The organism is Actinosynnema sp. ALI-1.44 (genome assembly GCF_001984155.1).
In the GTDB taxonomy this organism is placed as follows: Bacteria; Actinomycetota; Actinomycetes; order Mycobacteriales; family Pseudonocardiaceae; genus Kibdelosporangium.
The window spans coordinates 50197-74049 of record NZ_MTQO01000026.1; the positions used below are offsets into that span (position 1 = coordinate 50197).

General features: G+C 69.0%; 21 protein-coding genes. 8 read left to right on the forward strand and 13 right to left on the reverse strand.

Going from position 1 to position 23853, the window contains the following annotated elements; genetic code table 11:
* The first annotated feature begins 13 nt into the window (after positions 1 to 13).
* Positions 14 to 874, forward strand: coding sequence for a hypothetical protein (locus ALI144C_RS03155; RefSeq protein ID WP_143230370.1), 861 nt, complete (start codon positions 14 to 16; stop codon positions 872 to 874).
* A gap of 9 nt (positions 875 to 883) precedes the next feature.
* Complete coding sequence (locus ALI144C_RS03160; protein ID WP_076985468.1) at positions 884 to 1543, forward strand: extensin family protein; 660 nt, start codon at positions 884 to 886, stop codon at positions 1541 to 1543.
* Here ALI144C_RS03160 and ALI144C_RS03165 read toward each other — a convergent pair.
* Positions 1540 to 2013 carry a GNAT family N-acetyltransferase gene (locus ALI144C_RS03165; RefSeq protein ID WP_076985469.1) on the reverse strand — a complete coding sequence of 158 codons (474 nt, stop codon included), beginning with the start codon at positions 2011 to 2013 and terminating at the stop codon, positions 1540 to 1542. The two genes, ALI144C_RS03160 and ALI144C_RS03165, sit on opposite strands and share 4 nt — an antisense overlap.
* A gap of 20 nt (positions 2014 to 2033) precedes the next feature.
* Complete coding sequence (locus tag ALI144C_RS03170) at positions 2034 to 3545, reverse strand: carotenoid oxygenase family protein (protein WP_076985470.1); 1512 nt, start codon at positions 3543 to 3545, stop codon at positions 2034 to 2036.
* A gap of 245 nt (positions 3546 to 3790) precedes the next feature.
* On the opposite strand from ALI144C_RS03170, the gene ALI144C_RS03175 reads away from it, so the two are divergent.
* Positions 3791 to 5500: a class I adenylate-forming enzyme family protein gene (locus ALI144C_RS03175; RefSeq protein WP_076985471.1), complete on the forward strand. Its 1710-nt coding sequence runs from the start codon at positions 3791 to 3793 to the stop codon at positions 5498 to 5500.
* Here the strand turns inward: ALI144C_RS03175 and ALI144C_RS03180 are convergent, their stop codons facing one another.
* Both ALI144C_RS03180 and ALI144C_RS03185 read right to left on the reverse strand, forming a co-directional pair.
* Positions 5501 to 5908 carry a nuclear transport factor 2 family protein gene (locus tag ALI144C_RS03180; protein ID WP_076985472.1) on the reverse strand — a complete coding sequence of 136 codons (408 nt, stop codon included), beginning with the start codon at positions 5906 to 5908 and terminating at the stop codon, positions 5501 to 5503.
* A complete protein-coding gene (locus ALI144C_RS03185; RefSeq protein WP_076985473.1) occupies positions 5905 to 7341 on the reverse strand; it encodes an aldehyde dehydrogenase family protein in 1437 nt (478 codons plus the stop codon). The genes ALI144C_RS03180 and ALI144C_RS03185 overlap by 4 nt, the downstream gene beginning before the upstream one ends.
* 149 nt (positions 7342 to 7490) lie before the next feature.
* Here ALI144C_RS03185 and ALI144C_RS03190 point away from each other — a divergent pair, with 149 nt between their 5' ends.
* The gene (locus tag ALI144C_RS03190) at positions 7491 to 8462 is read left to right on the forward strand and encodes a helix-turn-helix domain-containing protein (RefSeq protein WP_076985474.1); all 972 of its coding nucleotides are present in this window, start codon (positions 7491 to 7493) and stop codon (positions 8460 to 8462) included.
* A 4-nt stretch (positions 8463 to 8466) separates the two neighbouring features.
* On the opposite strand, the gene ALI144C_RS03195 is transcribed toward ALI144C_RS03190, so the two are convergent.
* From ALI144C_RS03195 to ALI144C_RS03205, 3 genes are read right to left on the reverse strand one after another with little or no spacing between them, the layout of a single operon-like run.
* Positions 8467 to 9960 carry a sugar ABC transporter ATP-binding protein gene (locus tag ALI144C_RS03195; RefSeq protein WP_076985475.1) on the reverse strand — a complete coding sequence of 498 codons (1494 nt, stop codon included), beginning with the start codon at positions 9958 to 9960 and terminating at the stop codon, positions 8467 to 8469.
* Between the two features lie 3 nt (positions 9961 to 9963).
* The gene (locus ALI144C_RS03200) at positions 9964 to 11049 is read right to left on the reverse strand and encodes a sugar ABC transporter substrate-binding protein (RefSeq protein ID WP_076985476.1); all 1086 of its coding nucleotides are present in this window, start codon (positions 11047 to 11049) and stop codon (positions 9964 to 9966) included.
* On the reverse strand, positions 11049 to 12101 hold the full coding sequence (locus ALI144C_RS03205; protein ID WP_237773940.1) for an ABC transporter permease: 1053 nt from the start codon (positions 12099 to 12101) through the stop codon (positions 11049 to 11051). The genes ALI144C_RS03200 and ALI144C_RS03205 overlap by 1 nt, the downstream gene beginning before the upstream one ends.
* A 114-nt stretch (positions 12102 to 12215) precedes the next feature.
* Between ALI144C_RS03205 and ALI144C_RS03210 the strand changes: the two genes are divergently transcribed.
* From ALI144C_RS03210 to ALI144C_RS03220, 3 genes are read left to right on the forward strand one after another with little or no spacing between them, the layout of a single operon-like run.
* Positions 12216 to 13034 (forward strand): SDR family NAD(P)-dependent oxidoreductase, encoded by an 819-nt coding sequence (locus ALI144C_RS03210; protein WP_076985478.1) that lies wholly within the window; start codon positions 12216 to 12218, stop codon positions 13032 to 13034.
* A complete protein-coding gene (locus tag ALI144C_RS03215) occupies positions 13031 to 13822 on the forward strand; it encodes a molybdenum cofactor biosynthesis F family protein (protein ID WP_237773941.1) in 792 nt (263 codons plus the stop codon). Before ALI144C_RS03210 ends, ALI144C_RS03215 begins: the two co-directional genes overlap by 4 nt.
* Complete coding sequence (locus tag ALI144C_RS03220; protein WP_076985479.1) at positions 13822 to 15285, forward strand: GMC family oxidoreductase; 1464 nt, start codon at positions 13822 to 13824, stop codon at positions 15283 to 15285. The genes ALI144C_RS03215 and ALI144C_RS03220 overlap by 1 nt, the downstream gene beginning before the upstream one ends.
* Positions 15286 to 15374: 89 nt before the next feature.
* On the opposite strand, the gene ALI144C_RS03225 is transcribed toward ALI144C_RS03220, so the two are convergent.
* The 5 genes from ALI144C_RS03225 to ALI144C_RS03245 all read right to left on the reverse strand — a co-directional run bounded on the left by ALI144C_RS03225 (position 15375) and on the right by ALI144C_RS03245 (position 21080).
* Positions 15375 to 16388, reverse strand: coding sequence for a LuxR C-terminal-related transcriptional regulator (locus ALI144C_RS03225; RefSeq protein ID WP_076985480.1), 1014 nt, complete (start codon positions 16386 to 16388; stop codon positions 15375 to 15377).
* A 145-nt stretch (positions 16389 to 16533) separates the two neighbouring features.
* Entirely contained in the window at positions 16534 to 18435 is a 1902-nt protein-coding gene (locus ALI144C_RS03230; RefSeq protein WP_076985481.1) for a N,N-dimethylformamidase beta subunit family domain-containing protein, read from the reverse strand.
* Between the two features lie 48 nt (positions 18436 to 18483).
* Positions 18484 to 19233: a dienelactone hydrolase family protein gene (locus ALI144C_RS03235; protein ID WP_076985482.1), complete on the reverse strand. Its 750-nt coding sequence runs from the start codon at positions 19231 to 19233 to the stop codon at positions 18484 to 18486.
* Between the two features lie 28 nt (positions 19234 to 19261).
* Positions 19262 to 19963: an ABC transporter ATP-binding protein gene (locus tag ALI144C_RS03240; protein WP_076985483.1), complete on the reverse strand. Its 702-nt coding sequence runs from the start codon at positions 19961 to 19963 to the stop codon at positions 19262 to 19264.
* 4 nt (positions 19964 to 19967) lie between these two features.
* A complete protein-coding gene (locus ALI144C_RS03245; RefSeq protein ID WP_076985484.1) occupies positions 19968 to 21080 on the reverse strand; it encodes a class II histone deacetylase in 1113 nt (370 codons plus the stop codon).
* Positions 21081 to 21193: 113 nt separating this feature from the next.
* Here ALI144C_RS03245 and ALI144C_RS03250 point away from each other — a divergent pair, with 113 nt between their 5' ends.
* Entirely contained in the window at positions 21194 to 22741 is a 1548-nt protein-coding gene (locus ALI144C_RS03250) for an amidase (protein ID WP_168211158.1), read from the forward strand.
* On the opposite strand, the gene ALI144C_RS03255 is transcribed toward ALI144C_RS03250, so the two are convergent.
* Positions 22627 to 23847, reverse strand: a complete 1221-nt coding sequence (locus ALI144C_RS03255) for an MFS transporter (RefSeq protein ID WP_076985486.1) — start codon at positions 23845 to 23847, stop codon at positions 22627 to 22629. The genes ALI144C_RS03250 and ALI144C_RS03255 overlap by 115 nt on opposite strands.
* Positions 23848 to 23853: the final 6 nt, after the last annotated feature.

Below are 23853 nucleotides of genomic sequence, written 5' to 3' on the forward strand. Positions count from 1 at the left end.
GGACGGAGAAGCGATGAACGAGCGCGCCTGCCAGTTACCCCGCCGGAGCTTCGTACTCGGGATGACCGGAGTCGCTTTCCTGGGCGTCGGCACCGCCACAGCACAAGAAACCCTCTCCCGCGCCGCGGGCGTGGCCGTGCTCGGCCAGGCGGCCAAAGCACTGTGCCTGCTCGGCACGAGCTGGGTCCTGGTCGACGAGGACGGCACGACCTACCCGACCACCGGACTGGACGGTGCCGCTGTCCTCGACGTCGCCACCGATGAGCGAGGCGTCCTGGCTGTGGGATCCCGCCCGGCGCCACCGTTCACCGAGGCGACGGTGTGGGAGTCGGCCGATGGCGTGACATGGCGCGAAGCCATGCGCCTGGCGGGTGTGAACGCGGAGTTCACCGGTGTCGGGTTCGGACCGGGCACAGCCATGGCACTGGGATCCGTGCTCACCGAGGAACGCGCACCTGCGCAGACGATCGCCGCTCGCCGTGAGCGTCGCGTGTGGAGCGAAGTCCCCGTCACCGGGCTCGAGCCCACCGCGGAACTGGCCATAACGACGTTGTCAGGCAACAGGTCCGGCTGGGTCGCCGCCGCGATCACGCAAGAAGGCACAACGCTGTACCGCTCCCCTGACGGCGCCTCCTGGAGCACGGACGGCACGGTGCCGGACGCGGCGGTGCAGGGCCTGCTGCTGGAGCCGGGTGGCGTCCGGTGGGTCGCCAACGCGATCGGCGGCTCCGCGGCGATCACGGGAACCGTCGGCGCCGGACGTGAACCGGTGGCCGTCCCCCAGGACGCGCACGCGGTGGGCGCGGTACGGACCCGGCGCGGCCCGCTCTCGTACTGGCTTGTCGACGGCCGCCTCGTCACGGCACGGATCTGAGGAGGCACCATGATCACGTTCAGCACCATCGACGGCACACCTGTCTACTACTGGCGGGCCAACCGCCCCAACACGACTCCCCGCAACTGGCAGTGCACACAGGCGTTCTACGACCGGCTCGTGCTGTGGATCCGTGACCTGCGGTCGCTGTCCACCGCTTACGGCACGGTCTCCTATGTGGCGTCCGCGGGCTTCTACGTCAACAAACCGGGCGAGCACGGCGCGGGAACGGCGGCGGACATCGACCACATCCAGTGGAGCAGCGGAACGGTGTGCACGCCGCTGGACAAACACCACGCGTCGAGCAATGTCGCACTGCGCAGGCGTTATCTCGCACTGGACGCGGTCACGCGGCGCCGGTTCCGGTGGGTGCTCAACGGCTGGTACAACGCGGACCACGCCGACCACATCCACGCGGATTTCGGCGGCACGCCGGTCCGGCTGGGCACCGGCTCGTCCAGTGACGTGAAGTTCATCCAGGCCATGTGCAACAACTTCCGCAACGCCGGCCTCGACATCGACGGCAAATGGGGGCCGTTGACGCAGGCCGCCTACACCTCCGCCAAGTCGGCACTCGGCGTCTCCGGGGACCCGACCAGCGGCGCGGCGCCGTACCAGCAGATGCTGTCGGCGATCGCCAAGCACGGCTTCGCCAACACCACGTTCTAGTCGAGCCGGAGCAGGGTTTCCTCGATCTCGGTGTCGCGGGCGTTGGCGTAGGACACCTCTGTGCCCGTGATCGCGAAGCCTGCCTTCAGCAGGACCCGGAGCGATCCGGCGTTGTCGCTGGCGACGCGGGCGTGCATCGGCCGAACCGTGACCATGTCGAGGAACAGCGCGAGTGCTCGGCTGGCGACGCCCTGTCCCCAGGCGGAACGGTCGATCCAGTAGGTGATCTCGGTGTCGCCGTCGATGACGAAGCTGGAGATGGTGCCGACGAACTGTCCGTCAAGGGTCACGGCCCGCAGCGTGATGTCGGGCCTGGTCCGCAGTTTCGCCATGTGGGCGTCGAAGGCGGCGCGGTCGTCGGGGTCCTTGGCGGTGAACGCCGCCATCCGCACCGACTCCGGGTCACGCATCTGCTCGAACAGCGCGTCGAGGTCGGCATCGTCGACCGCCCGCAGTGCCACGTCCGCCACGAGGCGAAACCTATCAGCAGTCAGAGGCCGACGGCGACCGCCGGGTCGTCCTGCTCGTCCCAACCCGTGATCAGGGCACCCGGCGCCCAGGTGGAGTGCGTGCCGCTGCTGACGCGTTCCGGCAGGCGGATCCGGGCGATCGGGCCCGTGGTGATGTCGCGGGCGTCGAAGATCAGACATTCGGACAGGTCCCGGTTCATGTCCGACGTGATCGTGACGAGGTAGCCGTCGTCCTCGGCGGTGGAACCGGTTCGTGGTGCCATGGCCGTCTCGCTGCCGAAGACGCCTTCCCCGAACTCGAAGCGTTCCTGCCCGCCGGTCAGCGAGTCGTGCTTGACCAGGCCGTCGAACAGGAACCAGCCTGCCGGTGAGGTGGCGGCGTAGCTGTAGCGGTGTTTGCGGCCCGCGTACCGCTGGTTGATCATGCCGAACTCGCTGGGCGTCGGGCTCAGCTGTTCCTCCTTGCACAGACCGGTGGTCAGGTCGAGCCGCCAGCGGTGCAGGCGCCCGCCGAGCTGGTTGTTGTCCAGGAACCGGAACATCCGCTGGTAGAGCGTTCCGCCGCCAGACGGTGGCACCGGGTCGCTCTGGTGGAAGCCTTCGAGGACGATCTCGTCGCCTTCCTCGTAGGCGTTGGTCCAGTGCAGGACGTAGGTGGGGTCCGCCTCGAACCACCTGATGTCCGCGGTGGTGCCATGGCGTGGGATGACCGCGAGCCGGGACGCGGTGTTCGGGTAGTACCGGGCCGCGTACTTGCCCTGTGCCAACGCTTCGGGCGCCCAGTACAGCGGCAGGTCGTTGAGGATCGCGTAGTTCTCGGTGAACGCCATGTCGTGCGGCAACCGCGGCCCCGGCAGGGGCACGTCGATGTAGGTGACGAGATTGTCCGCGCGGTCGACCACGCCGTAGTGCATGTACGGCGCCTCTGTGCCGTAGTTGAAGAACAGCAACTCACCGGTGCGCTCGTCGAACTTCGGATGCGCGGAAACCCCGACGTCACTGGGGAACCCGCCGTTCCACGTCGCCTTGCCGAGCGTCTCCAACGTGGTCGGGCTCAGCCGGTAGAGGTCGCCGCACTGGTAGAAGCTGGTCAGTGCCACCCCGTTGTGCAGCACGACGTCCGTGCTGGAGGCGTCCTTCATCCGGCCACGGGCACCCCAGCCGGTCGGCGTCGGCGAACGCCGCGGGTCCTCGGCCAGGCCCGCCCACAACGCACGGCCGGCGTCCTGCTCGGCGACGAAACCGTCCGTGCGGATGAACCGGTTGCGGTAGAACGCCTTGCCGTCGCGGAAGCCGACGGCGTGCACCATGCCGTCGCCGTCGAACGGGTGGTAGATCTCCACGGCCGGGTGTACCGGGTTCTCGGTGTTGCGCAGGTACACGCCGTCCAGGTCGGCCGGGATCTCCCCGACCACTTCGAGGTTCTCCGCGCTGCGCTCCACCTGCTGCGGACGCCACGGCCCGGTGCGGTACGGGTGGTCGTCGTCCGCGGGCAGGGTCGTCAACGCACGTCCCAAGACCTCGATGTCCATGCTCAAGCCTCCTAGGCGGTGGCGACGACGAAACCAGGTGGAAACACCCTCATTACTACAACCAACGGCGGGACGGGCGCTACGGTGTCGTGAAGGACCGGCGCTGCGGCTGACCATACCCAGTGCGGCCGCACTTTCCATCCACGACTACGGTGCAGCGACCGCGGGGAACGGTTGCGGGGCGCGTCGGTGCGAGTCGTGCGCGACCGCGACGAACGACTTACCGCAGGTGGAGGGAGGTCGAAATGCCAGCAAGACCGACGCATTCGCCCGAGCGGGTCGCGGAGTACACCGGTAAGGGGTGGTGGACCGACCAGACCGTGCACCAGCTGTTCGCCGACTGCGTCGACCGGTACGCCGACGAGACCGCGATCGTCGATCCGGCCGACAAAGCCGACCTGGTCGACCTGCCCCCTCGGCGGTTGACTTGGCGGGAGCTGGACGACGAGGTCGACGGCCTGGCGGCGGTGCTGCTCGCCAACGGCATCGGCGAGGGCGACGTCCTCGCGGTGCAGTTGCCCAACAGCATCGAACTGGCGGTGGCCTATCTCGCGGCGTGGCGGGTGCGTGCGATCGTCTCGCCGCTGCCTGTTCAGTACCGCGGGCACGAGATGGTCGAACTGGGCACCATCAGCGAGTTCACGGCTTTCCTGACCGCCGATCGGATCGGCAAACGCTCGCATGTCACGGAAGTCCTTGACGCGCGCGCTTCGATCCCTTCACTGCGCACGGTCCTCTACTTCGGGCCGTCCGATGTGCCTGGCGCGGTCAGGCTCGGGGCGACTGTCGGCGAGGATGATCGTGGCCGCGTCCGGGCTCATGAGGCCGAGCATCCGGTCGACCCCAACGACTGCATCACGATCTGCTGGACCTCCGGCACGGAAAGCCGTCCCAAGGGCGTCCCCCGTGCGCACTGCGACTGGCTGACGATGACGCAGGGCACTGTGTCCGGGCCCGGCCTGACGCACGAGTCGCGGCTGTTGAACCCGTTCCCCATGGTGAACATGGCCGGTATCAGCGGGATGTTCCTGCCGTGGCTGTGGACCGGGTGCGTACTCGTCCAGCACCACCCGTTCGACCTCGCGGTCTTCCTGCGGCAGATCAAGGACGAACGGATCACCTACACCGTGGCTCCGCCCGCGGTGCTGGCTTTGCTGCTGCGGCGCGAGGACCTGCTCGCCATGACGGACCTGTCCACGTTGCGGCAGATCGGCAGCGGTTCGGCTCCGTTGCAGGAGTGGATGGTGCGCGGCTGGTACGACAAGTACGGCATCAGCATCATCAACTTCTTCGGGTCCAACGAGGGCATCGCGTTGATGACCGACGTGCAGGTGATGACCGACCCCGCTCAGCGGGCGCGGTTCTTCCCGCGCTACGGCGGCGGTCGCAAGTGGACGATCGCGGCCGCCGCGCAGACCGCGGTCAAGCTCGTCGACCAGGAGACCGGTGAAGAGATCACCGAGGCTGGGCGGCCGGGCGAGCTGTACCTCAAGGGCCCCAGTCTCTTTCCCGGCTACCTCGCCGGGTCGCAGGCGCCGAGCCCGTTCGACGACGACGGTTTCCTCAAGACCGGTGACGTGTTCGTCATCGACGGCGAGAACGACGAGTTCCTGCGGTACGTCGACCGGGCGAAGGACATCGTCATCCGCGGCGGCGTCAACATCTCGCCCGCCGAGCTGGAGACGCTGATCGCGGGCCACCCGTCGGTCGCCGACGTCGCCGTCGTCGGATACCCGGACGACGTGCTCGGCGAGCGGGTCTGCGCGGTGGTCGTGCCCCGGCCGGACACGACCATCACGCTGCCTGATCTGGTGAACCACCTCATCGAGCAGGACATCGCGACCTACAAACTGCCCGAACGCCTCGAGGTCGTCGAGGCGCTGCCGCGCAACCCGGTCGGCAAGATCCTCAAACGCAACCTGCGCGACTTCCTTCGCCAGGCCGATAATATATGATCATTCGCCGCCGTCGCCCATGAGCATCGCCTCGCGGACCAGGTGTGTGTCGGTGAACTGTTCGAACCGCACCACCTGCCCGCCGCGCACAGTCCAGTGGTGCACGAACCGCGCCCGCATGTGCTTGCCCGTCGCGGTGAACACGCCCGCGTACGTGCCGAACACGACCACGTGGTCGTCCACGCTGATCAGTTCCTCGGGGATCGCCTGGTAGTCGTCCCATTCGCCGCCGAGCCTGCCGAACACCTGCTCGCGGATCTCCTCCACGCCGCGATATGTTCCCGCGTAAGGAAAACCGGCCATCTCGGTCCACTCGACGTCCGGCGCGAACGCCGCGACCATGCCGTCGAGGTCGCCACGGCCGGAGGCGGCGTAGTGCTCCTGGATGATGAGCTGCGGGTTGGTCACGATTCCTCCGTTGCCAAGTTCATGAAGACACCCTTGATCTCTGTGTACGCGTCGAGCGCGTACGCCCCCATCTCGCGGCCGATGCCGCTGGCCTTGAAACCGCCCCACGGGGCCGCCGGGTCGGGCACGTGCAGCATGTTCACGAACACCGCGCCCGCCTTGACCGACGCCGCGAGGCGGTGCGCGGTGACGAGGTCCTTCGTCCACACCGACGCCGCCAGGCCGTACGCGCTGTCGTTGGCCCTGCCCACCAGTTCGTCCGGGTCGTCGTAGGTCAGCACCGGGATGACCGGGCCGAAGATCTCGTCGCGGGCCAACGACATCTCGTCGCGGACGCCCGCGAACACCGTCGGCTCGTAGAAGTACCCGTCCCCAGCGACCGGTTTCCCGCCCGTGACGAGCTCCGCGCCCTCGGCCACACCCCGGCGGACGAATCCGTCCACCGAGGACCGGTGTTCGTCGCTGATCAACGGCCCGAGCCGGACGGCCGCGGCCTGGGCCGCGACCTTCTCGACGAACTCGTCCGACCGCGCGCTGTCCACGTAGAACCGCGAGTAGGCCGCGCACACCTGGCCGCTGTTGAACAGGGCGCCTTGCACCGTGCCGGTGACCGCCGCGTCGATGTCGGCGTCCCGTGCGACGATCATCGGGGTCTTGCCGCCCAGTTCGAGCGTGACCCGCTTGAAGTTGCCCGCGCTCGTCCGGAGGATCTCGCGGCCGACATCGGTGGAGCCGGTGAACGACACCTTGTCGACGTCGTTGTGCTCGACCAAGCGCTTGCCCACCGACGGTCCACCGGTGAGCAGGTTGACCACGCCCGCCGGGAAGCCCGCCTCCTGACACAGTTCCGCCAGCCGCACCGCCGTCAGCGGCGTCTGCTCGGCCGGTTTCAGGATCACGGCGTTCCCGCAGGCCAGCGCGGGTGCGAGCTTCCACGCGGTGATCATCAGCGGGAAGTTCCACGGCAGGATCAGCGCACACACCCCGACCGGTTCGCGGCGGGTGTAGTGGAACACGTTCGGATCGGACATCGGCGCCGTGCGGCCCTCGATCTTCGTGGCCCACCCGGCGAAGTAACGCAGGTGCTCGACCGTGCCGGGGATGGTCACGTTGCGCGAGACCTCGAAGGGCTGGCCGTTGTCGCTGGTCTCCAGGCGTGCGATGGCGTCGGCGTCGGCCTCGATCAGGTCGGCCAGGCGCCACAGCAACTGGCTCACCTGCCTGCGGGGCAGGCCGCTCCACGCTGGGTCGTTCATCGCCGCGCGGGCCGCGGCCACCGCCGCGTCCACATCACCGGGGGACGCCTCCGCGATCTCGCGCAGCGCGTTGCCGGTGGACGGATCGCGGGTGAGGAAGGTCTGCCCGGTCGACGAGGGCAACCAGTGACCACCGATCAACAGCCGTGTGGCGGTGTCGGCGTGAGCTTCGGACATGGTTCGAGTGTTCAGCGGGGGCCGTGGCCAGGGCTTGTCCGTCAGGCGTCTGTGCTTGTCGGATCGTGCACGAAACGTTCCCGGACACCGGGCTCATAATCGTATATGATCGGCCCGACTCTCGCCTGTGACGCAACGAAGAGGTTGCCATGCCAGTGCTGGTGAACACCGCCGATGTCTCGGTCAGGGAACGCGAAGACGCGTGGCGCGCCGCGGTCGCCGAGGCCTTCGTGCCGCTCGACTTCACGTTCCCCGACCCGCGCGGCTTCCGCGGCGAGATCTCCGGCGAGATCCTCGGCCCGGTGGTGGTGAACCGGGTGACCGCAGGCCCGCACCGCGCCGCCCGCACGCAACGGCACATCGCGCGCACCGAAACCCCCTACTACAAGGTGAGCATGCCGCTGCGCGGGTGCGTGATGCTGCGCCAGGACGGCCGGGAGACCCTGCTGCAACCCGGTGACCTGGCGGTATACGACACCAGCAGGCCTTATCAGGTCTCCTTCGACGACTCGTGCCGCCTGCTCGTGTTGATGTTCCCGCACAGGGAGTTACGGCTGCCCTACGACGCCGTCCGGGAGATGACCGCGCGGCGCGTGTCGGGCCGCACCGGGATCGGCGGGCTCGTCGCGCCGCTGCTGGTCAACCTGGCGACCCGGCTGGACGAGATCAGCGGCCCGCAGTCGGCCCGGCTCGCCGACAACATCGTCGACCTGCTCGGCACGCTCTACGCCGACCTGCTCGGCGGCAGCGGGTACCAGCCGGCCGACCCGATCCACGCGTTGATGACCAGGATCAGGTGCTTCATCGAGGACCACCTCGACGACCCCGGGCTCGGCCCGGAGATGGTGGCGTCCGCGAGCCACATCTCGGTCGGCTACCTGCACAAGCTGTTCCGCGCCGAGTCCACGTCCGTGTCGCGGATGATCCGGGAACGGCGGCTCGAGCAGTGTCGCCGCGACCTGGTCGCGCCGGTCGCGCGCGACAAGACAGTCGGCGCGATCGGCGCGCAGTGGGGTTTCGTCGACGCGGCGCACTTCAGCCGGGTCTTCAAGGCCACCTACGGGGTCTCGCCCCGCGAGTACCGTGTCAACCACGACGTCAGCCACGACCTCGCGGTGTGACCGGCTACTCGGGGGCGTTCATCTCGGTCAGCAGGCGGTGGCGCGTGAGGTCGTCACCGCTCAACTGCGCGGCGACGCGCCCGCGGCGGAACACCAGGACGCGGTGGCACAACGACACGATCTCGTCCAGATCCGTCGAGCACAACAGCACGACCGCCTTGTCCGACGCGGTGTGGACGAGCTCGTGCATGTCCGCCTTCGCGCCGACGTCCACACCCCGTGTGGGATCGTCCAACAACACCGTCGACGGGTTGGCGGCCAACCACTTGGCCAGCACGACTTTCTGCTGGTTGCCGCCGGACAGCTGACCGGCGTGCTGGTCGACACCGGCCGTGCGGACGCCGAGACCCGCGATCGCGGAACGAGCGCGTTCACGCAGGTCCCCGCGTGACAGGAACCGGCCGTCCCGGCCCAGTGCGATCGTGCGGACCTGGATCACGTTCTCCCACACGGGTTTCTCGGCCATCAGACCCAGCCCGCGGTCGCCGGAGATGAGCGCGACACCCTGGCGCACCGCCTGCCGCAGCCCACGCGGCGGCGCCCCGGCCTCCTGCTGACCGGGCAGCCGCAGTGTTCCCGTCGCCGCCTGGGTTCCGGCGATCACCTGCAGCAACGCCTGGTGGCCCGCGCCGATCAGGCCCGCGAGGCCGACGATCTCGCCGGTGCGCACGTCAAGGCTGACGTCGTCCAGCACGCCGGGAACCGTGATGTGTTCGGCCACGAGGCGAGGCGCGTCCTCGGCAAGCTCGCGGCGTTCCGGGGCCACCGCCGCCGGGGGGCGGTCGCCGAGCATGCCGTGCACGATGTCGTCGATGGTCAGGGTCTTGCGGTCGACCCCGGCCATCACGACCCGCCCGTCCCGCAGAATCGTGACCACATCGGACAGTTGCATGACCTCTTCGAGGATGTGCGACACGAACACCACCGCCACCTCGCGCTGCCGCAGCACCTCAAGCAGACCCAACAACCGCCGGGTGCTGTCGTCGTCCAGCGCGGACGTCGGTTCGTCGAGGATCAGCACACGCGGCTTGGTCAGCAACGCCTTGGCGACCTCCACGAGCTGCCGTTGCGCGAGCGTCAGCGAGCTGACCGGGGCGCGCAACGGGACCGACAGGCCGAGCTCGGCCAGCACCGGCTCGGCCTGTGCGATCATCTCGCGCCGGTCGAAGAACAACCCGCGCAACGGTTCACGCTTGGTGAACAGGTTCGCCAGCACGTCGAGGTCCGGGAACAGGTTGAGCTCCTGCGACACCACCGCGACACCGTGCCGGGCCGCGTCGGCCGAGTTGGTGAACCGCACCGGCTCGCCGTCCAGCCGGATCGTGCCGCCGTCCGGCCGCACCACCCCGGCCAGCATCTTGACCAGGGTGGACTTGCCCGCGCCGTTCTCGCCGAGCAGGGCGTGCACGCTGCCGGGCTCGACGGAGAACTCGCAGTCCCGCAGGGCGATCACCCCGCCGTACGCCTTGTGAACGCCCGAGGCCTCGAGTACCGGCATGTGCTAGTCCGCCTTGTCCAGTGCGCTGATCGGCGGGTTCGCCAGTTGCTTGTCGATCTCCTTGCGGAACCACGCCTTGCGCGACTCCGGCGTCTGCTGGCGTTGGATGATCTGGTCCACGTTGGACTTCTCGACCAGCAGGTTGCCGGAGTTCCACCAGCCCTCCGGCATCGGCTTGCACTTGCGCTTGGCCTCGATGAGCAGGTGCGTCGCGATGTAGCCCTTCATCCAGTGCTCCGGCGAGGACAACGCGAACAGCACACTGCCTTCCTTGACCGCCTGCATCGCCTCGGGGGGCAGATCGGCCGACCCCGCGATGTACTTGCGGCCGGTCTGCGAGGCGATCAGCGGCAACGCGACACCGTCCTGGCTGCCCACCCCGATGAACGCGTCCACGTCCGGGTTGGCCTGCACGAAACTGCGCCACGCCACGGTGTTCTCGGTCGGCTCGGACTTGGTGTCCACCGGGCCGATCACCGTCATGTTCGGCAGCTTGGCCTTCAGCACGTTCTGCACACCGTTGAGCCGCTGCACCAGCAGTTGCAGCGACGGGATGTCGTTGCCGAGCAACACCTTGCCGGTGGGGTTCGGGTTCTTGGCGACGAACGCCTCACCGAGCAGCTCACCCAGCTTGGTGTTGCTGTTGGCCACGAACGTCTTGACCTTGGAGCCGGGCGGTGGCCCCGCGTCCACCGCGACCACCGGCACGTTGCCGTCCGTCGCCGTGTTGAGCGGTCGCACGAACAGGTCGGGCGTGACCGTCTGGTAGGCGATGCCGTCCTTCGAGGTCCTGGCGGCTGCCTGGAACATCGACACCTGCTTGGGCCCGTCGATCCCGGTCGGCGCGGACAGCTGGAGGTTGACGTTGCCGTCGTCGTCGGCCGCCGCCTGCGCGCCGAGAGCCATCTCCTGGAACGGGTTCTGCGTGGTGGAGGCGTAGACGAACGCCAGGTCGAGCTTCTTGCTCGCCGTGCCGCACGAGCCGTCCGCGGCGGGAGAACCCGAGCCTCCCTCGCCGCACGCGACCAGTAAGGACACAGTGGACAGTGACGTGAGCGCGGCGGCGACGCCACGCAGTCTCTTGGTCATCATTTCTCCTGGTTGGCTGCCCGGCGGCGACGCGCCAGGCTGTCGATGGCGACGGCGAGCAGGATCACGGCGCCGGTGGCGAACTCGCTCCAGTTGGCCGGCACGTTGAAGTAGGTCAGCCCCGTCGCCACCACGTTGAGCAGCACGGCGCCCACCGCCGCGCCGAGGATGGTGCCGCTGCCACCCCGCAGCGGGGTACCGCCGATGACCGCCGCGGCGATCGCGGCGAGTTCGAACCCGCCGCCGATGTTCGGGTCGCCCGACGTGAAGAAGGCCATGCCGAGCACCCCGGCGACACCCGCGAGCAGCCCGGACAGGATGAGCACCTGGGTACGCACGCGGTTGGCCGAGATGCCGGAGAACTGGGCTGCGCCGGGGTTGGACCCGATGGCCAGTATCCGGTAGCCGAACGGCGTGTGGTGCAGCATGAGGCTGAGCCCGATCACCATCAGCGCCAGCACGATCACGCTGAACGGCACGCCGAGGACCGTGCCGCCCACGATGGTGAAGAACGAGTCCGCCACGGGCAGGCTGGCGACCTGCGACCCGTCGGTCACCGCGATGGCCAGTCCGCGGAAGACCGACAGCGTCGCCAGTGTCGCCACGATCGTCGGGATTCGGATGTAGGTCACGATCGCCGCGTTCACCGCGCCCAGCAGGCCGCCGAGCACGATCCCGGCGCCTGCCGCCAGCCACGTGTTGAACCCGGCGGAGATCAGCATCGCCACGGAGATCAGGCACAACCCGAACATCGACCCGACCGACAGGTCGATCTCACGCATGGACAGCAGCAACGCCATCCCGGCGGCGAGCAGACCGACGTACGCCGACGACTGGAGGATGTCCAGCAGCTGGCTGGCCTGCAGGTATGTCGGCCGCAGCACGCCGATGACAAGCACGAGCGCGACAGTCGCGGCGATGACGCTGAACGACGGCGCCCCGAAGATCCGCGCCAGGATACCCGCCTTGTGCCCGTTGGCCCGGTGCGGCGGCCCGGCTCCGGCGTCCTGCACAGTGCCGGCCACAGTAGACTCGCGGTGCTCGGTGTTCACCTTCGTCAGGCTGGTTCACGCAGGCGGCCCGCCGCTTGTCTCTGGGTGGCCAGTACTTGTCACCGAGTGCACCGATCCCGCCCGTCGCCCGAGAGCTGCCCTAACGTCTGGCCAATGGAGCCAACGCATGGCCGTTTCGCCGGCCGGGTGGCGCTGGTGACGGGCGCGGGTACGGGGATCGGCGCGGCTGTGTGCCGTCGCATCGTCGCCGATGGCGGCAAAGTCGTCCTCACCGGCCGTCGCCCGCAGCCGCTGCACGACCTCGCCGCCGAACTGGGTGACAACGCGCTCGCCCTGCCGGGGGACGCCGCCGTCACCACCGACGCCCAGCACACCGTGAAGTCCACTGTGGAGCACTTCGGCCGACTCGACGTGGTGGTCGCCAACGCGGGCGGGCACCACCCCGGCGCGGCGACGGAAACCGACGACGACGCGTGGAGCTACAGCCTGCACGCCAACCTCAACAGCGCCTTCGTGACAGTACGCGAAGCACTGCCGAGCCTGATCGAGGCAAAGGGCAACGTCGTCGTGGTGTCGTCCATCGCCGGTCTGTTCGCGGGCCCGGGAGTGGTCGGTTATGTGACCACGAAACACGCGCTGATCGGCCTGATGCGCTCACTGGCAAGGGATTACGGACAACGCGGCGTCCGTGTGAACGCGGTGTGCCCAGGTTGGGTGCGTACCGCGATGGCCGACGAGCAGATGGACGAACTCGGCAGCCAGTACGGGATCGACAGGGAAGCCGCGTACGCACTGGTCACCAAGAACCAGCCGCTGAGCCGCCCGGCCGAGTCCGAGGAGATCGCCAACCTGGTGGCGTTCCTGGCGTCACCGGAGGCATCGGCGATGACCGGTTCCGTCGTCGTCGCGGACTGCGGCGCGAACTGCGTCGACCTGCCCACCATCGCGTTCGCCGAAGGAGCTGCACAATGACGATGTCGGGAGAGACCGCACCGCCCGAGTGGAAGGCGCTGGACGACTTCGCGGCCGGGATCGACGGCAACCGGATGCAGTGCACGGACGCGCTGGCCGGGACCTCGCTGACGATCGAGGAAGAAGGCCGTCCGGCCGTCCACATCGACTTCCGGACGCTGGACGAGCTGTCGTGGCAACGAGCGGACGGCACCTCGGGCACCGACTGGTACGAGGCGATCGAGATCCGGCCGGACCTGTTCTACCTGACGATCACCGACTCGGCCCGGTCACTGGAAGCCAGGATCGTGATCGTCGACCGGGCGTCCGGCCGGACCCTGACGGTGGAGTCGGTCATCGCGGACGCGCCGACGCCGGGAAAACCCCGTGTCAGCCAGACCTTCCGGCCGGGGACGATCAAGGGAATCGAGGTCACCGGCGAAGAACCGGCGCCGACGCGTGACCTGATCGGCCTACGTGCGCTGTACCGCTACAGCCCGAACCACCTGTACGAACACGTGTACCTGTCCAGCGAACGCTATGCATGGCAGTGCCTCGTGGGCGAACAGCGCGGGCACGGCGACGTCGACCTGGCCACGACCTGGCGGTTCGCGGACAACCTGTATGTCTTCACGTTCCGTGAATTCATCATCCCCGTCGCGGCAACCTGGCTGTATGACATGGAAGCACTACGCACAACAGGAACCTTCGTCGGCCTGCGTGGCGACGGACACGTGATGGTCGCGCCAGGCGGCGCCTTCATCGAGTTGCTGGGGCGCGTGACCTACGCAGACGAACAGCCTGTCTGATGAACCCGGACGTGATCGTGATCGGCGCGGGAACGGCGGGCTGTGTCGTGGCCCGCCGCCTGCTCGACGCCGGGAGGACAGTGCTGCTCCTGGAGGCAGGGCCGGACAACAACATCCCGGAAATGGCCGATCCGGCCCGTATGCACGAACTGTGGAACACGAAGGTGGACTGGGGATTCCGCACAGTGCCGCAGAAACACGCCCACGACAGGGAACTCCACCTCCCCAGGGGAAAAGTGGTGGGCGGATCACACGCGCTCAACGGGATGATCTGGGTCCGGGGCCACCCGTCCGACTACGAAACCTGGGGCGCGGGCTGGTCATGGGCGGAGGTCGAGGAGGCCTTCGAGCGGGCGGAAAGCGTCCAGGACGTAGTCACCAAGTACGACAGGCACCCGGTACACGAAGCGATTGTCGACGCGGCGGTACAGTACGGCCTGCCGTACAACGAGAACTACAACGGGGACACCCCAGACGGTGTCTCGTTCGTACAGTTGACGATCCGCAACGGCAAACGCCTCACCACAGCACAAGCCTACCTGGACCCAGTTCGCACCGACCCACGGCTGCGCATAGTCAGCTCAGCACGGGTACACCGCGTCCTCATGTCAGGGTCACGGTGTGTCGGTGTGGAATGGGACCGTGGCGGCGTGGTCTCCCGCGCGTCCACGGACCAGGTCGTGCTGTGCGCGGGAGCCATCGGCTCTCCGGTGATCCTGCAGCGGTCAGGCATAGGTGACCCGGCGACGCTGAACGCGCTGGACATCCCAGTCACCGCACCGATCCCGGAAGTGGGCAGCAACCTCCAGGACCACTGGCTGGTCCCGGTGGTCTTCGCCACGGTCAGACCGGTGGCGGTACCAACCGGACTGCCGACCTGCCAAAGCCACCTGTTCTGGCGCAGCAGACCGGAGCTGAAAGTCCCCGACCTGCAACCCATCCACTTCGCCACAGCGCTGGTATCCCCATGGATGGCCTCACCGGCGCACGGGATAACACTGATGGCGGGCCTGATCCGCCCGGAAAGCCAAGGCACGGTCAGGATAACGTCGACAGACCCGGACCGCGACCCACTGATCGACCCACGCGTACTCAGCGCGAAAGCAGACCTGGACGCACTCACAGCAGCAGTGGACCTCTGCCGCGAGATCGGCGCCCAACCGGCCCTACGCGAAGGCTGGGGCGCGCGAGAACTCTACCCGGCGTCGATGGCGGCGACCCCGGAACTGACCCGCGACTACATCAGGGAAACCGTGGTGACCTACCACCACCAGGTCGGCACCTGCGCGATAGGTCGAGTAGTGGACCCTTGCCTGCGAGTGAAGGGAATCGACCAGCTGACGGTGGCAGACGCGTCGGTGATGCCGGTGGTGCCCACGGGGAACACCAACGCACCAGCGGCGATGATCGGCGAACGAGCAGCGGACTTCCTGACTGACAAGAGGGAGAGGCCTAGAACATAGCCCGGGCCAGCCGGGGATCTCGCGATCGCTCGCCGAGCACACGGGACCTTCCTCCCGGGATGTCCCGGTTTGGCCAACAGCATGCCCGGTTAGACATATCCACCACGCGTCAACCGGAGAATATCACCAACGCCACTACTGGGTTTCACCAGGCCCGCGCGAGCGGCGACGCCCGCGACTTCTCCTCTCGTGGCGCAGTTCAGCTTGATCAGCAACCGCTCGACATAAGTCTCCACAGTCCGGCGACTGACCACGAGCCCAGTGGCAATGGCCTGATTGCTCAACCCCGCCACGATCCCCGTAGCGACATCGATCTCCCGGGCGGTCAACCCGGCCTCGTTGGCAAACGGAGCGCTGGCGACGACAACCCCGGACCGGTTCGCATCCGTCACGTGAATCAACCGAACCCGGTACCACTCCCCACCCCGGCACCACAGAAAAGGAAGCGTACTCGCGGGTAACAGCCCGAACCGAAGCGCCAACTCCAGGATCTCGGCATCACCGACCAGTGGACAGGGCTCCCACCCGGTGAGGGGCAACGGCTCCCCGCCGTGCACGACCCGGCTGGCCGTCCACTCAGGACCGAGTAGGGCCTCGAGCCGTGGGCTGCGCAACGGATCGATCCGACGGGCCAGCACCGACCCGATCTGGGCGACGAAATCCCTGGCTTCCTCCCCGAAAGCCCGGCGAACCGGCGCGTTGAGATGTAATACACCAACCTGCCTGCCCCCGGCGACGCGCAACGCCGCCGACAACCCGTCCTCCAGCCCGGCCGGGTGCAGCCACTCCTGGTAGTGCGGCGAGGCCCGGAAGTGCTCTGGCATATCATCCATCAGCAGCGGCGCGCCGGAGGCGAACAACTGCCCGCCCCAGCGCGTCTTCGGCAACACGTGGCAGAGGTCGTCGGAGATCGCCTTCTGGTATCCGCGCTCGGCGACGACCATGTGGCTGCGGCCGACCGGGTCCCACCCGGTCACCTGCACCGCGCACATCTCAGGGATCGCGTCCGCCATCCTCCCGAACACCTCACCCCATTCCACGTCGGCCGAAGTACCCAGGGCGTAACCGATCCGCGCAGCCGCGGACACCATCGCACGTTCCATGCCGCCTCCAGCGGGGAAACGACAACCGTACGTGCCCACCGCCGATTCAGGCAATCCCCCACGCCCGCAGCGCATCACGATCCAGCCACGACGGCGTCCTTTGTGGCCGTGTGGCCGACCGGGGAGCATATCCCGGTGCGGGGGTTCAGGATCCGGCGGAGTCGGTGACCGTCCCTTCGCAAAAGGAACGCAGCACGTCAGCGGTGAGCCGGGAAACGTCGTTGTCGTCGCCCCTGCGCGAAAGCGCCCCGCACCAGCCGAGCGCCCCGGCGGCGAAGACCTGTCCACCGGCCGCCGTCCGCTGCAGCGTCACGTCGGCTCGGTGCCGGTCCACCGGTGCCCTGCGCGGGTGGGGCACCGCGCCGGTCATCGAGCTGTCCAGTCCAGCGGAGACGGGGGCACCGGGGGCGATACCGAACAGCCGGTGGGGTGATCGGCCGCGTCCGGCCCACAGCCCGCCGGGCTCCCCTGTGCTCGCCAGGTGCATCTCCCCCGGTTCGCCTTCCCCTGTCCGCGTTCCGGCGTACCCTCTGCGCAGTTCGGCCACGTGCGGCCGGTTCGGCGCGATCGCGGTGACCCAGCAAGCGGCGTTGCCGCCCAGGTAGGCCAGGTTCCCGCCGTCGACCAGGTGTTCCCGCACGGCGTCGAGCATCGCCCCGGTCCAGCAGTCCGGGTGGCTGCCGGTGACCACCGACCGGTATCCGGCCAGCGCGGCCGCGCCGTCGGCGTGCAGGTCGTGGTCGGTGATGACGTCGAACCGGAACCCCTGGCGCCGCAACCAGCCGACGAGACGCAGGTCCTCGCTGTACTGGTGCGGCGCGTCGTTGTAGCCGCACAGCGGACGCCGCAGCGACGCCAGGTAGACGCCGCTGCCGTCGGCGTGCCGGTCGTTGAGGCCGTGCAGCCCGTTGTCCCTGGCGAACCCGGCGGCCACCTCCCCCGCGGGCTCCGGCATCCCGAGGTAGGCGAGGTAGCTCAACGTCGGCACCAGCAGGACCATCGGCGCGTTGACGGCACGCGGCCGCACGAAGAACGGCACCCGCCCGACTGCGTCCGGTGTGGACAGTTCGACCGCGTAGCACCCGGAGGGCAGGCCGAGCGGCAGGTCGACGCTGAGGACCGGGTCCCAGCCCGCGTCCTCGATGTCGTCGGAGTGGAAGTGCACGGCCCCGTAACCGCGTACGGCGTGCCGCCAGTCCAGCACGTCGCCTGCCCAGTCGGGGCCGGTGACACCACGGGCGGGCAGGTTGTACAGGCGGCCGTCGTGGCCGTCGACGACGTCGATCATGCGGTCGCCCGGGATGTCGTGCGACAGGTCCCACCTGGCTCGCGCGCCTGCCTGGGCGATCCCGTCGACCAGTTCGTCGAACACCGCCGGGCTGTCGACCTTGCCGTCCAGGTTGCCGGTCACCTCGCCGAGCGTGGTGCGGAACGCCGCCAGCAGCAGCGAGGGCGCGCCTGTGACCAGCGGGCCGAGCGGTGGGGCGGTCACGATCACCCTGTGCTCGTCGGCCAGCGGATCACGCGCGCGGACGGTCAGCCGCGCGCCATCGGCCGGGTCATAACCGCCGATGAGCAGGTACCAGTGCCGAAGGAGCAGGCTCGTCTCGGACCTGACGGACACCAATCCATCCACTGTGGACACGTCGAACGCCGCGCGGCCGTCCGGCAGCAGCGACAACGCCGCGAACGGGCCGCCGTCCGGGGTGCCCTGGGTGATGATGCCCGCGCGGTCCGACGGCAGCGCGGTCGGCCAGACCCAGGCGGCGAACGTGACCGCGTGGTGCAGCGCGGGCGGATTCGGGACCAGGCCGTAGGACCCGAGATCCATCGCCAGGTGCGGCACGTGGACCGTGCCGGGACCGGCGATGTCGACAGGGGTGTGCGTCAGCCCGACGCCGTCATGGCCGACCCGCACGACCCGTACGGCGCATTCCGGTTCGCTGGAACTGGCGTGCACCAGGATGCGTTCGCCCGGCCGTGCGGACAACCGGTCGGTGTACCCGGCGATCGGCACGCTCTGGTGGTTGACTCGGTGCAGCGTCATCCTCGTCCCCTCAGGATTCGGCCCCCGGTGGTGTACCAGGCACCGGGGTCACGCCGCCCACTCCTCAGTGTGCCTGCGGACGAACGCCAGGACCCGCCGCCACGCGTCGGCACAAGCGTCGGCGTGGGCGGCCAGGCCGCCGTCGAAGAACGAGTGCGGGGCGCCGTCGTAGAGCACGAACGTGTGCTTGACGCCGTGGTCAGTCAGTTCACGGTCGAACGCGCGCGCCTCGTCGGCCGAGGTCAGTGTGTCGTCCCCGGCGGCGAGGACCAGCAGCGGCGCGGACATCCGCGGGATCAGTTCACGGCACTCGCCGGGTCGCCCGTAGAACCCGACCGCGCCGGTCACCCACCTGTCCATGGCGGACTGGCTCCACGAGATGGCTCCGCCGACGCAGAACCCGACGGTGAAGATCGCCCTGGTGCCGCCCGCGGCCAGGTAGTCGACCGCGGCACGCACGTCGGCGCCGGTGTGCTCCGGCGTCAGGTGCCGGGCGTGGGCGGATCCGTCGAAGGCGGGGCCACGGTCGTCGTCGGCGGCTGTCCGGCCGTAGTAGTCGATCGCGAGCGCGGCGATCCCGGCCTCGGCGAACCGGTGTGCCAGTTCGCGGTAGTACCCGTGCAGCCCGCGCGCGTCGGGCAGGATCACCACGCCCGACTGGACCGCGTGCCCACGCGGAACGGTCTGGTATGCGAGGAACACGTTGCCGTCCGACGCGACGAGCCTGATCTCGCTGCCACTGGTCAACCGCGGTCTGCCCGGTGGCGCGGGCGGTGTGGCCTCATCCCCGAAACACATCTGCTCTTCCCCTTTCCCGGCCGGTTGCTCATCGCAGGCTCCCCAGCTCGCCGAGACAGAACCCGTGCAGCCGTTCCTCCTCTCCCAGTTCGTCCGCGCTGCCGCCGTCGAGCACGAGCTCGCCCCTGGCCAGGACGTACGCTCGGTCGGCGATGGACAGCGCGGGCGTCGCGCACCGCTCGGCCAGCAACACACCGGCGCCGCGGTCCGCCAGTGCACGCACCGCATCGGCGAGCCGGTAGAGCAGCACCGGCGCCAACCCGAATGACATTTCATCGATCAGCAACACCTTGGGCCGTCCGAGCAACGCACGGCTGATCACCAGCATCTGCTGCTCGCCACGGGACAACAGGCCCGCGTACTTGTGCTCCCGTTCGCGCAGTTCGGGAAACAGCTCGAACACCTCGTCGAGCGCGGCGAGGTCCTTGCACGCGACACGGAGGTTCTCGGCCACGGTCAGGCCACGGAACACCTTCCGGGTCGGCTCGACACGCGCCACACCGAGGCGGGTGCGCCGCCAGGCCCGGACCCGTTCGATCCGGGTCCCGTCCAGCACGATCGCGCCGGACCTGATCGGGACGACGCCGGAGATGCCTTCCAGCAGGCTGGTCTTGCCCGCGCCGGTGACGCCGAGCAGCACGGTGACCTGGCCGGCGGCGACGTCCATCGACACCGACCGGATCACCGGCACACCGGCTCGCTCGATCGTCACGTCCTCGAGACGAAGCACGACGTCACCGCCCGATGTCGTCGACGTGACCGGCGACCGCGTCGACCGCGTCGCGTTGGGCGGGTTGCAGGTCCTGGCCCGCCATCGCGGACATCAGCGGCAGGAACGGGTCGGCCACGGTCTTCTTGCCGCACAGGGTCTCGATCACCGCCAGGCCCGAGAACGGCACAGTCGCGGGGTTGTAGCCGCCCTCGTGGGTGAGCACCAGCCTGCCGTCGCAGACCCGGTCGGCCACGTGCGCGACCATCGCGGTCAGCTCGCGGAACCCCTCCGACGTGACCATCTGACGGCCGAGCTGGTCCATCGCACCCGCGTCGAACCCGCACGCGACCATCACGAGGTCGGGTTGGAACCGCTGGATCGCCGGGATGACGACGGTCTGCATGGCGTACCGGTAGCCGCCGTCGCCCGTGCCCGGTGGCAACGGCACGTTCAGCGCGTAACCCAGTCCGGCACCGGTTCCGCGCTCGGTCGCCTTGCCGGAATCCACCGGGAACACGTTGTCCTGGTGCAACGAGATCGTCAGCACGTCCGGGTCGTCGTAGAAGACGGCCTGTGTGCCGTTTCCGTGGTGCACGTCCCAGTCGACGATCGCTACCCGCCGGGCGCCCAGCGCCCGCTGGGCGTGCCGGGCGCCGACAGCGATGTTGTTGAACACGCAGAAGCCCATGCCCTCGTCCGCTGTCGCGTGGTGCCCTGGCGGGCGGACCAGCGTGTAGGCGTTGCGCACGCGGTTGTCCCACACCGCTTCGACCGCCTCGATCACGCCGCCTGCCGCCAGCGCGGCGATGTCGTAGGTGCCGCAACCGAAGGGTGAGATCCCGTCTCCCGAGTCACCGCCCCCTGGGCGGTCGCTGTCGGCCTGGATGCGCGCGACGTGCGCGGGGGTGTGCACGCGCCTCAGCTCGTCCTCGGTCGCCGGTCGCGGCCTGATCGGCACCAGTTCGTCGATCAGGCCGGATACCACGACCAGTTCGTGTGTGCGGCGCCGGGTGTCGCTCATGTCGTAGTGCCACAACGGTTGCACGCCGAGCCGTGGATCGGGCTCGAACAAGGCGGCCCGTGTTCCGCGATCGAGCCAGCCGAACACCTCGTGGTGGAGATAACCGGTCGCCATCGGCTTAGCATCGTGGGCGACGTTGTGCCGATCGGTCCGTAAAAATACGGAAGTTCCGACGCCAAGTGCTGAGGTGGCCTGCACGGCACGCGATGCGTTCTAAGGTGGGATGGGTGGATCTTTCTGTGATCGCGGCGTGGGCCGGGCTCGAGCCGACGCGGGAACGCCTGGCCAGGTTGACGGCGGCGGCACCGTTCGTCACCGTGCCGATCGAAGCTCTCCGGGACCTGCCCGGAATCCCCGACTCCGAGGTGCCCGTCGTCCGGCCGAGGGCGATCCCGCTGCGCCACGAGGCCCCGGCGCGGACATCCGGTGTCACCGAGCCGTGCGATCTCGGGCTCGTCGACGCGGCGCTGGCGATCCGCCGCGGCGAGTTGTCGCCCGTGGAGCTCCTGCGTTCCTGCCTGGCGGCCATCGACCGCACGGACCCGGTGATCGGCGCGTTCGTCCGGCTGACCTCGCCCCACTCGCCCGCCGACGGCGTGCTGCACGGGATCCCGTACGCCGCGAAGGACATAGTGGACACAGCGGGTGCGGCGTGCGAGTGCGGCAGCGACGCGTTCGCAGGCCGGGTGCCGAGCGCGGACGCCACGGTCGTGACCAGGATCCGGGCCGCTGGCGGGGTTCTGGTCGGCAAGACGGCCACGCACGAGATCGCGCTCGGAATGTCCACACCGCACGCACGCAACCCGTGGGACCCGTCGAAGATGGCGTCCGGGTCCTCCGGCGGTTCGGCAGCGGCGTTGGCCGCGCGCCAAGTACCGATGGCCTTGGGTTCCGACACGGGCGGATCGCTGCGGGTCCCGTCGGCGTTCTGCGGGACCACGGCGATCAAGCCGACGCACGGTCTGGTGCCGGGTACCGGCGTGATGTCGCTGGCGCGGTCCTTCGACGTGGTGGGCCCGATGGCCCGCAGCGCCCAGGACTGCTGGCTGCTCCTGCGGGTGCTCACCGGGCAGGCCCCGCCGGAGCCGGACCACGTGCACGTGGACATGCGGCAGGTGCGCGTCGGCGTGGCGGACGTCTCGACGCCGGACCAACTGGCCGTCGCCGAGACGCTGCGCGGGCTCGGCGCCGAACTGGTCGACGTGCGGCTGCCGCCGCCGGAGATCGCGCAGGCCGTCGGCGGCGTGGTCGCCTCCGTCGAGGCGTCGGCCGAATTCCGGGCCCACGTGGCGCGGGGTGCCCGGTTCTCCGAGGAGGTCCTGGGGCTGTTGGAAGCGGGCCTGACCGTACCGGCCGCCGACTTCCTGCACGCCAACCGGGTCCGTGCGGCGATCCGGCGGGACTACGCCGAACTGTTCGAGCGTGTCGACGTCCTGCTGCTGCCGACCAGCCCGGTCACCGACCTGCCGCACGGGATCTCCGATGTGGACGGTGTGCCGCTGATCCCCGTGCTCACGCCGTTCACGTTCCCCGCCAACCTGACCGGGCTGCCCGCGATCGCCTTCCCGTGCGGTTTCACGGCGTCCGGCATGCCTGTCGGCGCTCAGCTGTACGGGCCAGCCGGGTCCGAGCAGTTGCTGGCCGCTGTGGCGGGCGCGTATCAGGACGTGACGGACTGGACCGCCCGCAAGCCGGACGAGTCCCTTCTGAGCAGCAGCACGGCCACCAACGCGAGCGCTGCCACGGCGGCGAAGAACCAGAATCCCCACGGGTAGGCGACACCCGCGGTGACCATGGCGCCGGTGATGAACGGCCCGACGATGGAGCCGAGCCTGCCGACCGCCGACGTCATACCGAGCGCGCTTCCCCGTGCCTGCGCGGGGAAGGCCTGCGCGACGTACCCGTAGATCAGCACCTGCGCGGAGAACACGAACACCCCGGTCAGCAACACCATGGCGTTCAACAGCAACCCGCTGTCGATCCGCAGGCTGAGCGCGGCGAGCAGGACCGCGCTGGCGCCGAACCAGATCCGGGCGACCCGCCGGATGCCGACGCGGTCGGCGACCGTGCCCGCGATGACCAGGCCGATCACCGCGCCGACGTTGAGCACCAGCAACAACGTGACCGACGTCGACAGCGGGTACCCGGCCGTGCGCATCAGCTGAGGCAGCCACGTGTTGAGCCCGTAGACCAGCAGCAGGCCCATGAACGAACCGGTCCACACCGCGATGCTGATCCGCCGCCACTTCGGTCCGAGCAGTTCCCGCAGCGCGAACCGTTCGGTGTCGCCTTTCTCCTTGGCGGCGAGGAACGCGCTCGACTCGGGCAGTTTCCACCACATGACCGGCAGGACGAGCAGACCGGCGATCCCGCCGCCGTAGAACAGCACTTCCCAGTCGTCCTTGGCCACCAACGCGAGCAGTGACGTGAGCACGGCGCCGACGTGGTAGCCGGTCATCGTGTACGTGCTGGCGGTGGCGCCGCGCCGCGCGGGCAGGTTCTCGGTCATCACGGTCAGCGCGACGGGCATGCAGGCACCGAGCCCGAGGCCCGCGAGGAACCGGAGGACGGCGAACACCGCCACGTTCGGCGCCAGCGGGATGAGCAGGGTGAAGACCGAGAAAACCAGGACCGAGCCGATCAGCATCCAGCGGCGGCCGAACCGGTCGGTCAACGGCCCGAGCCCGGCTGCACCGACAGCCACGCCGACGAGCGACAGCGTGGCCACCAGCGTCGCGCCTGCCGGGGTGAACCCCAGGTGCTGGCTTTTGAGCAGGGTCGGGATGGCGGCGCCGAGCGCCACCAGGTCGTAGCCCTCGATCAGGACGGTCAGCCAGCACAGGGCTGCCGTCCAGACCGGGCGGGTGGGAGACGCCGTCATTGCCGT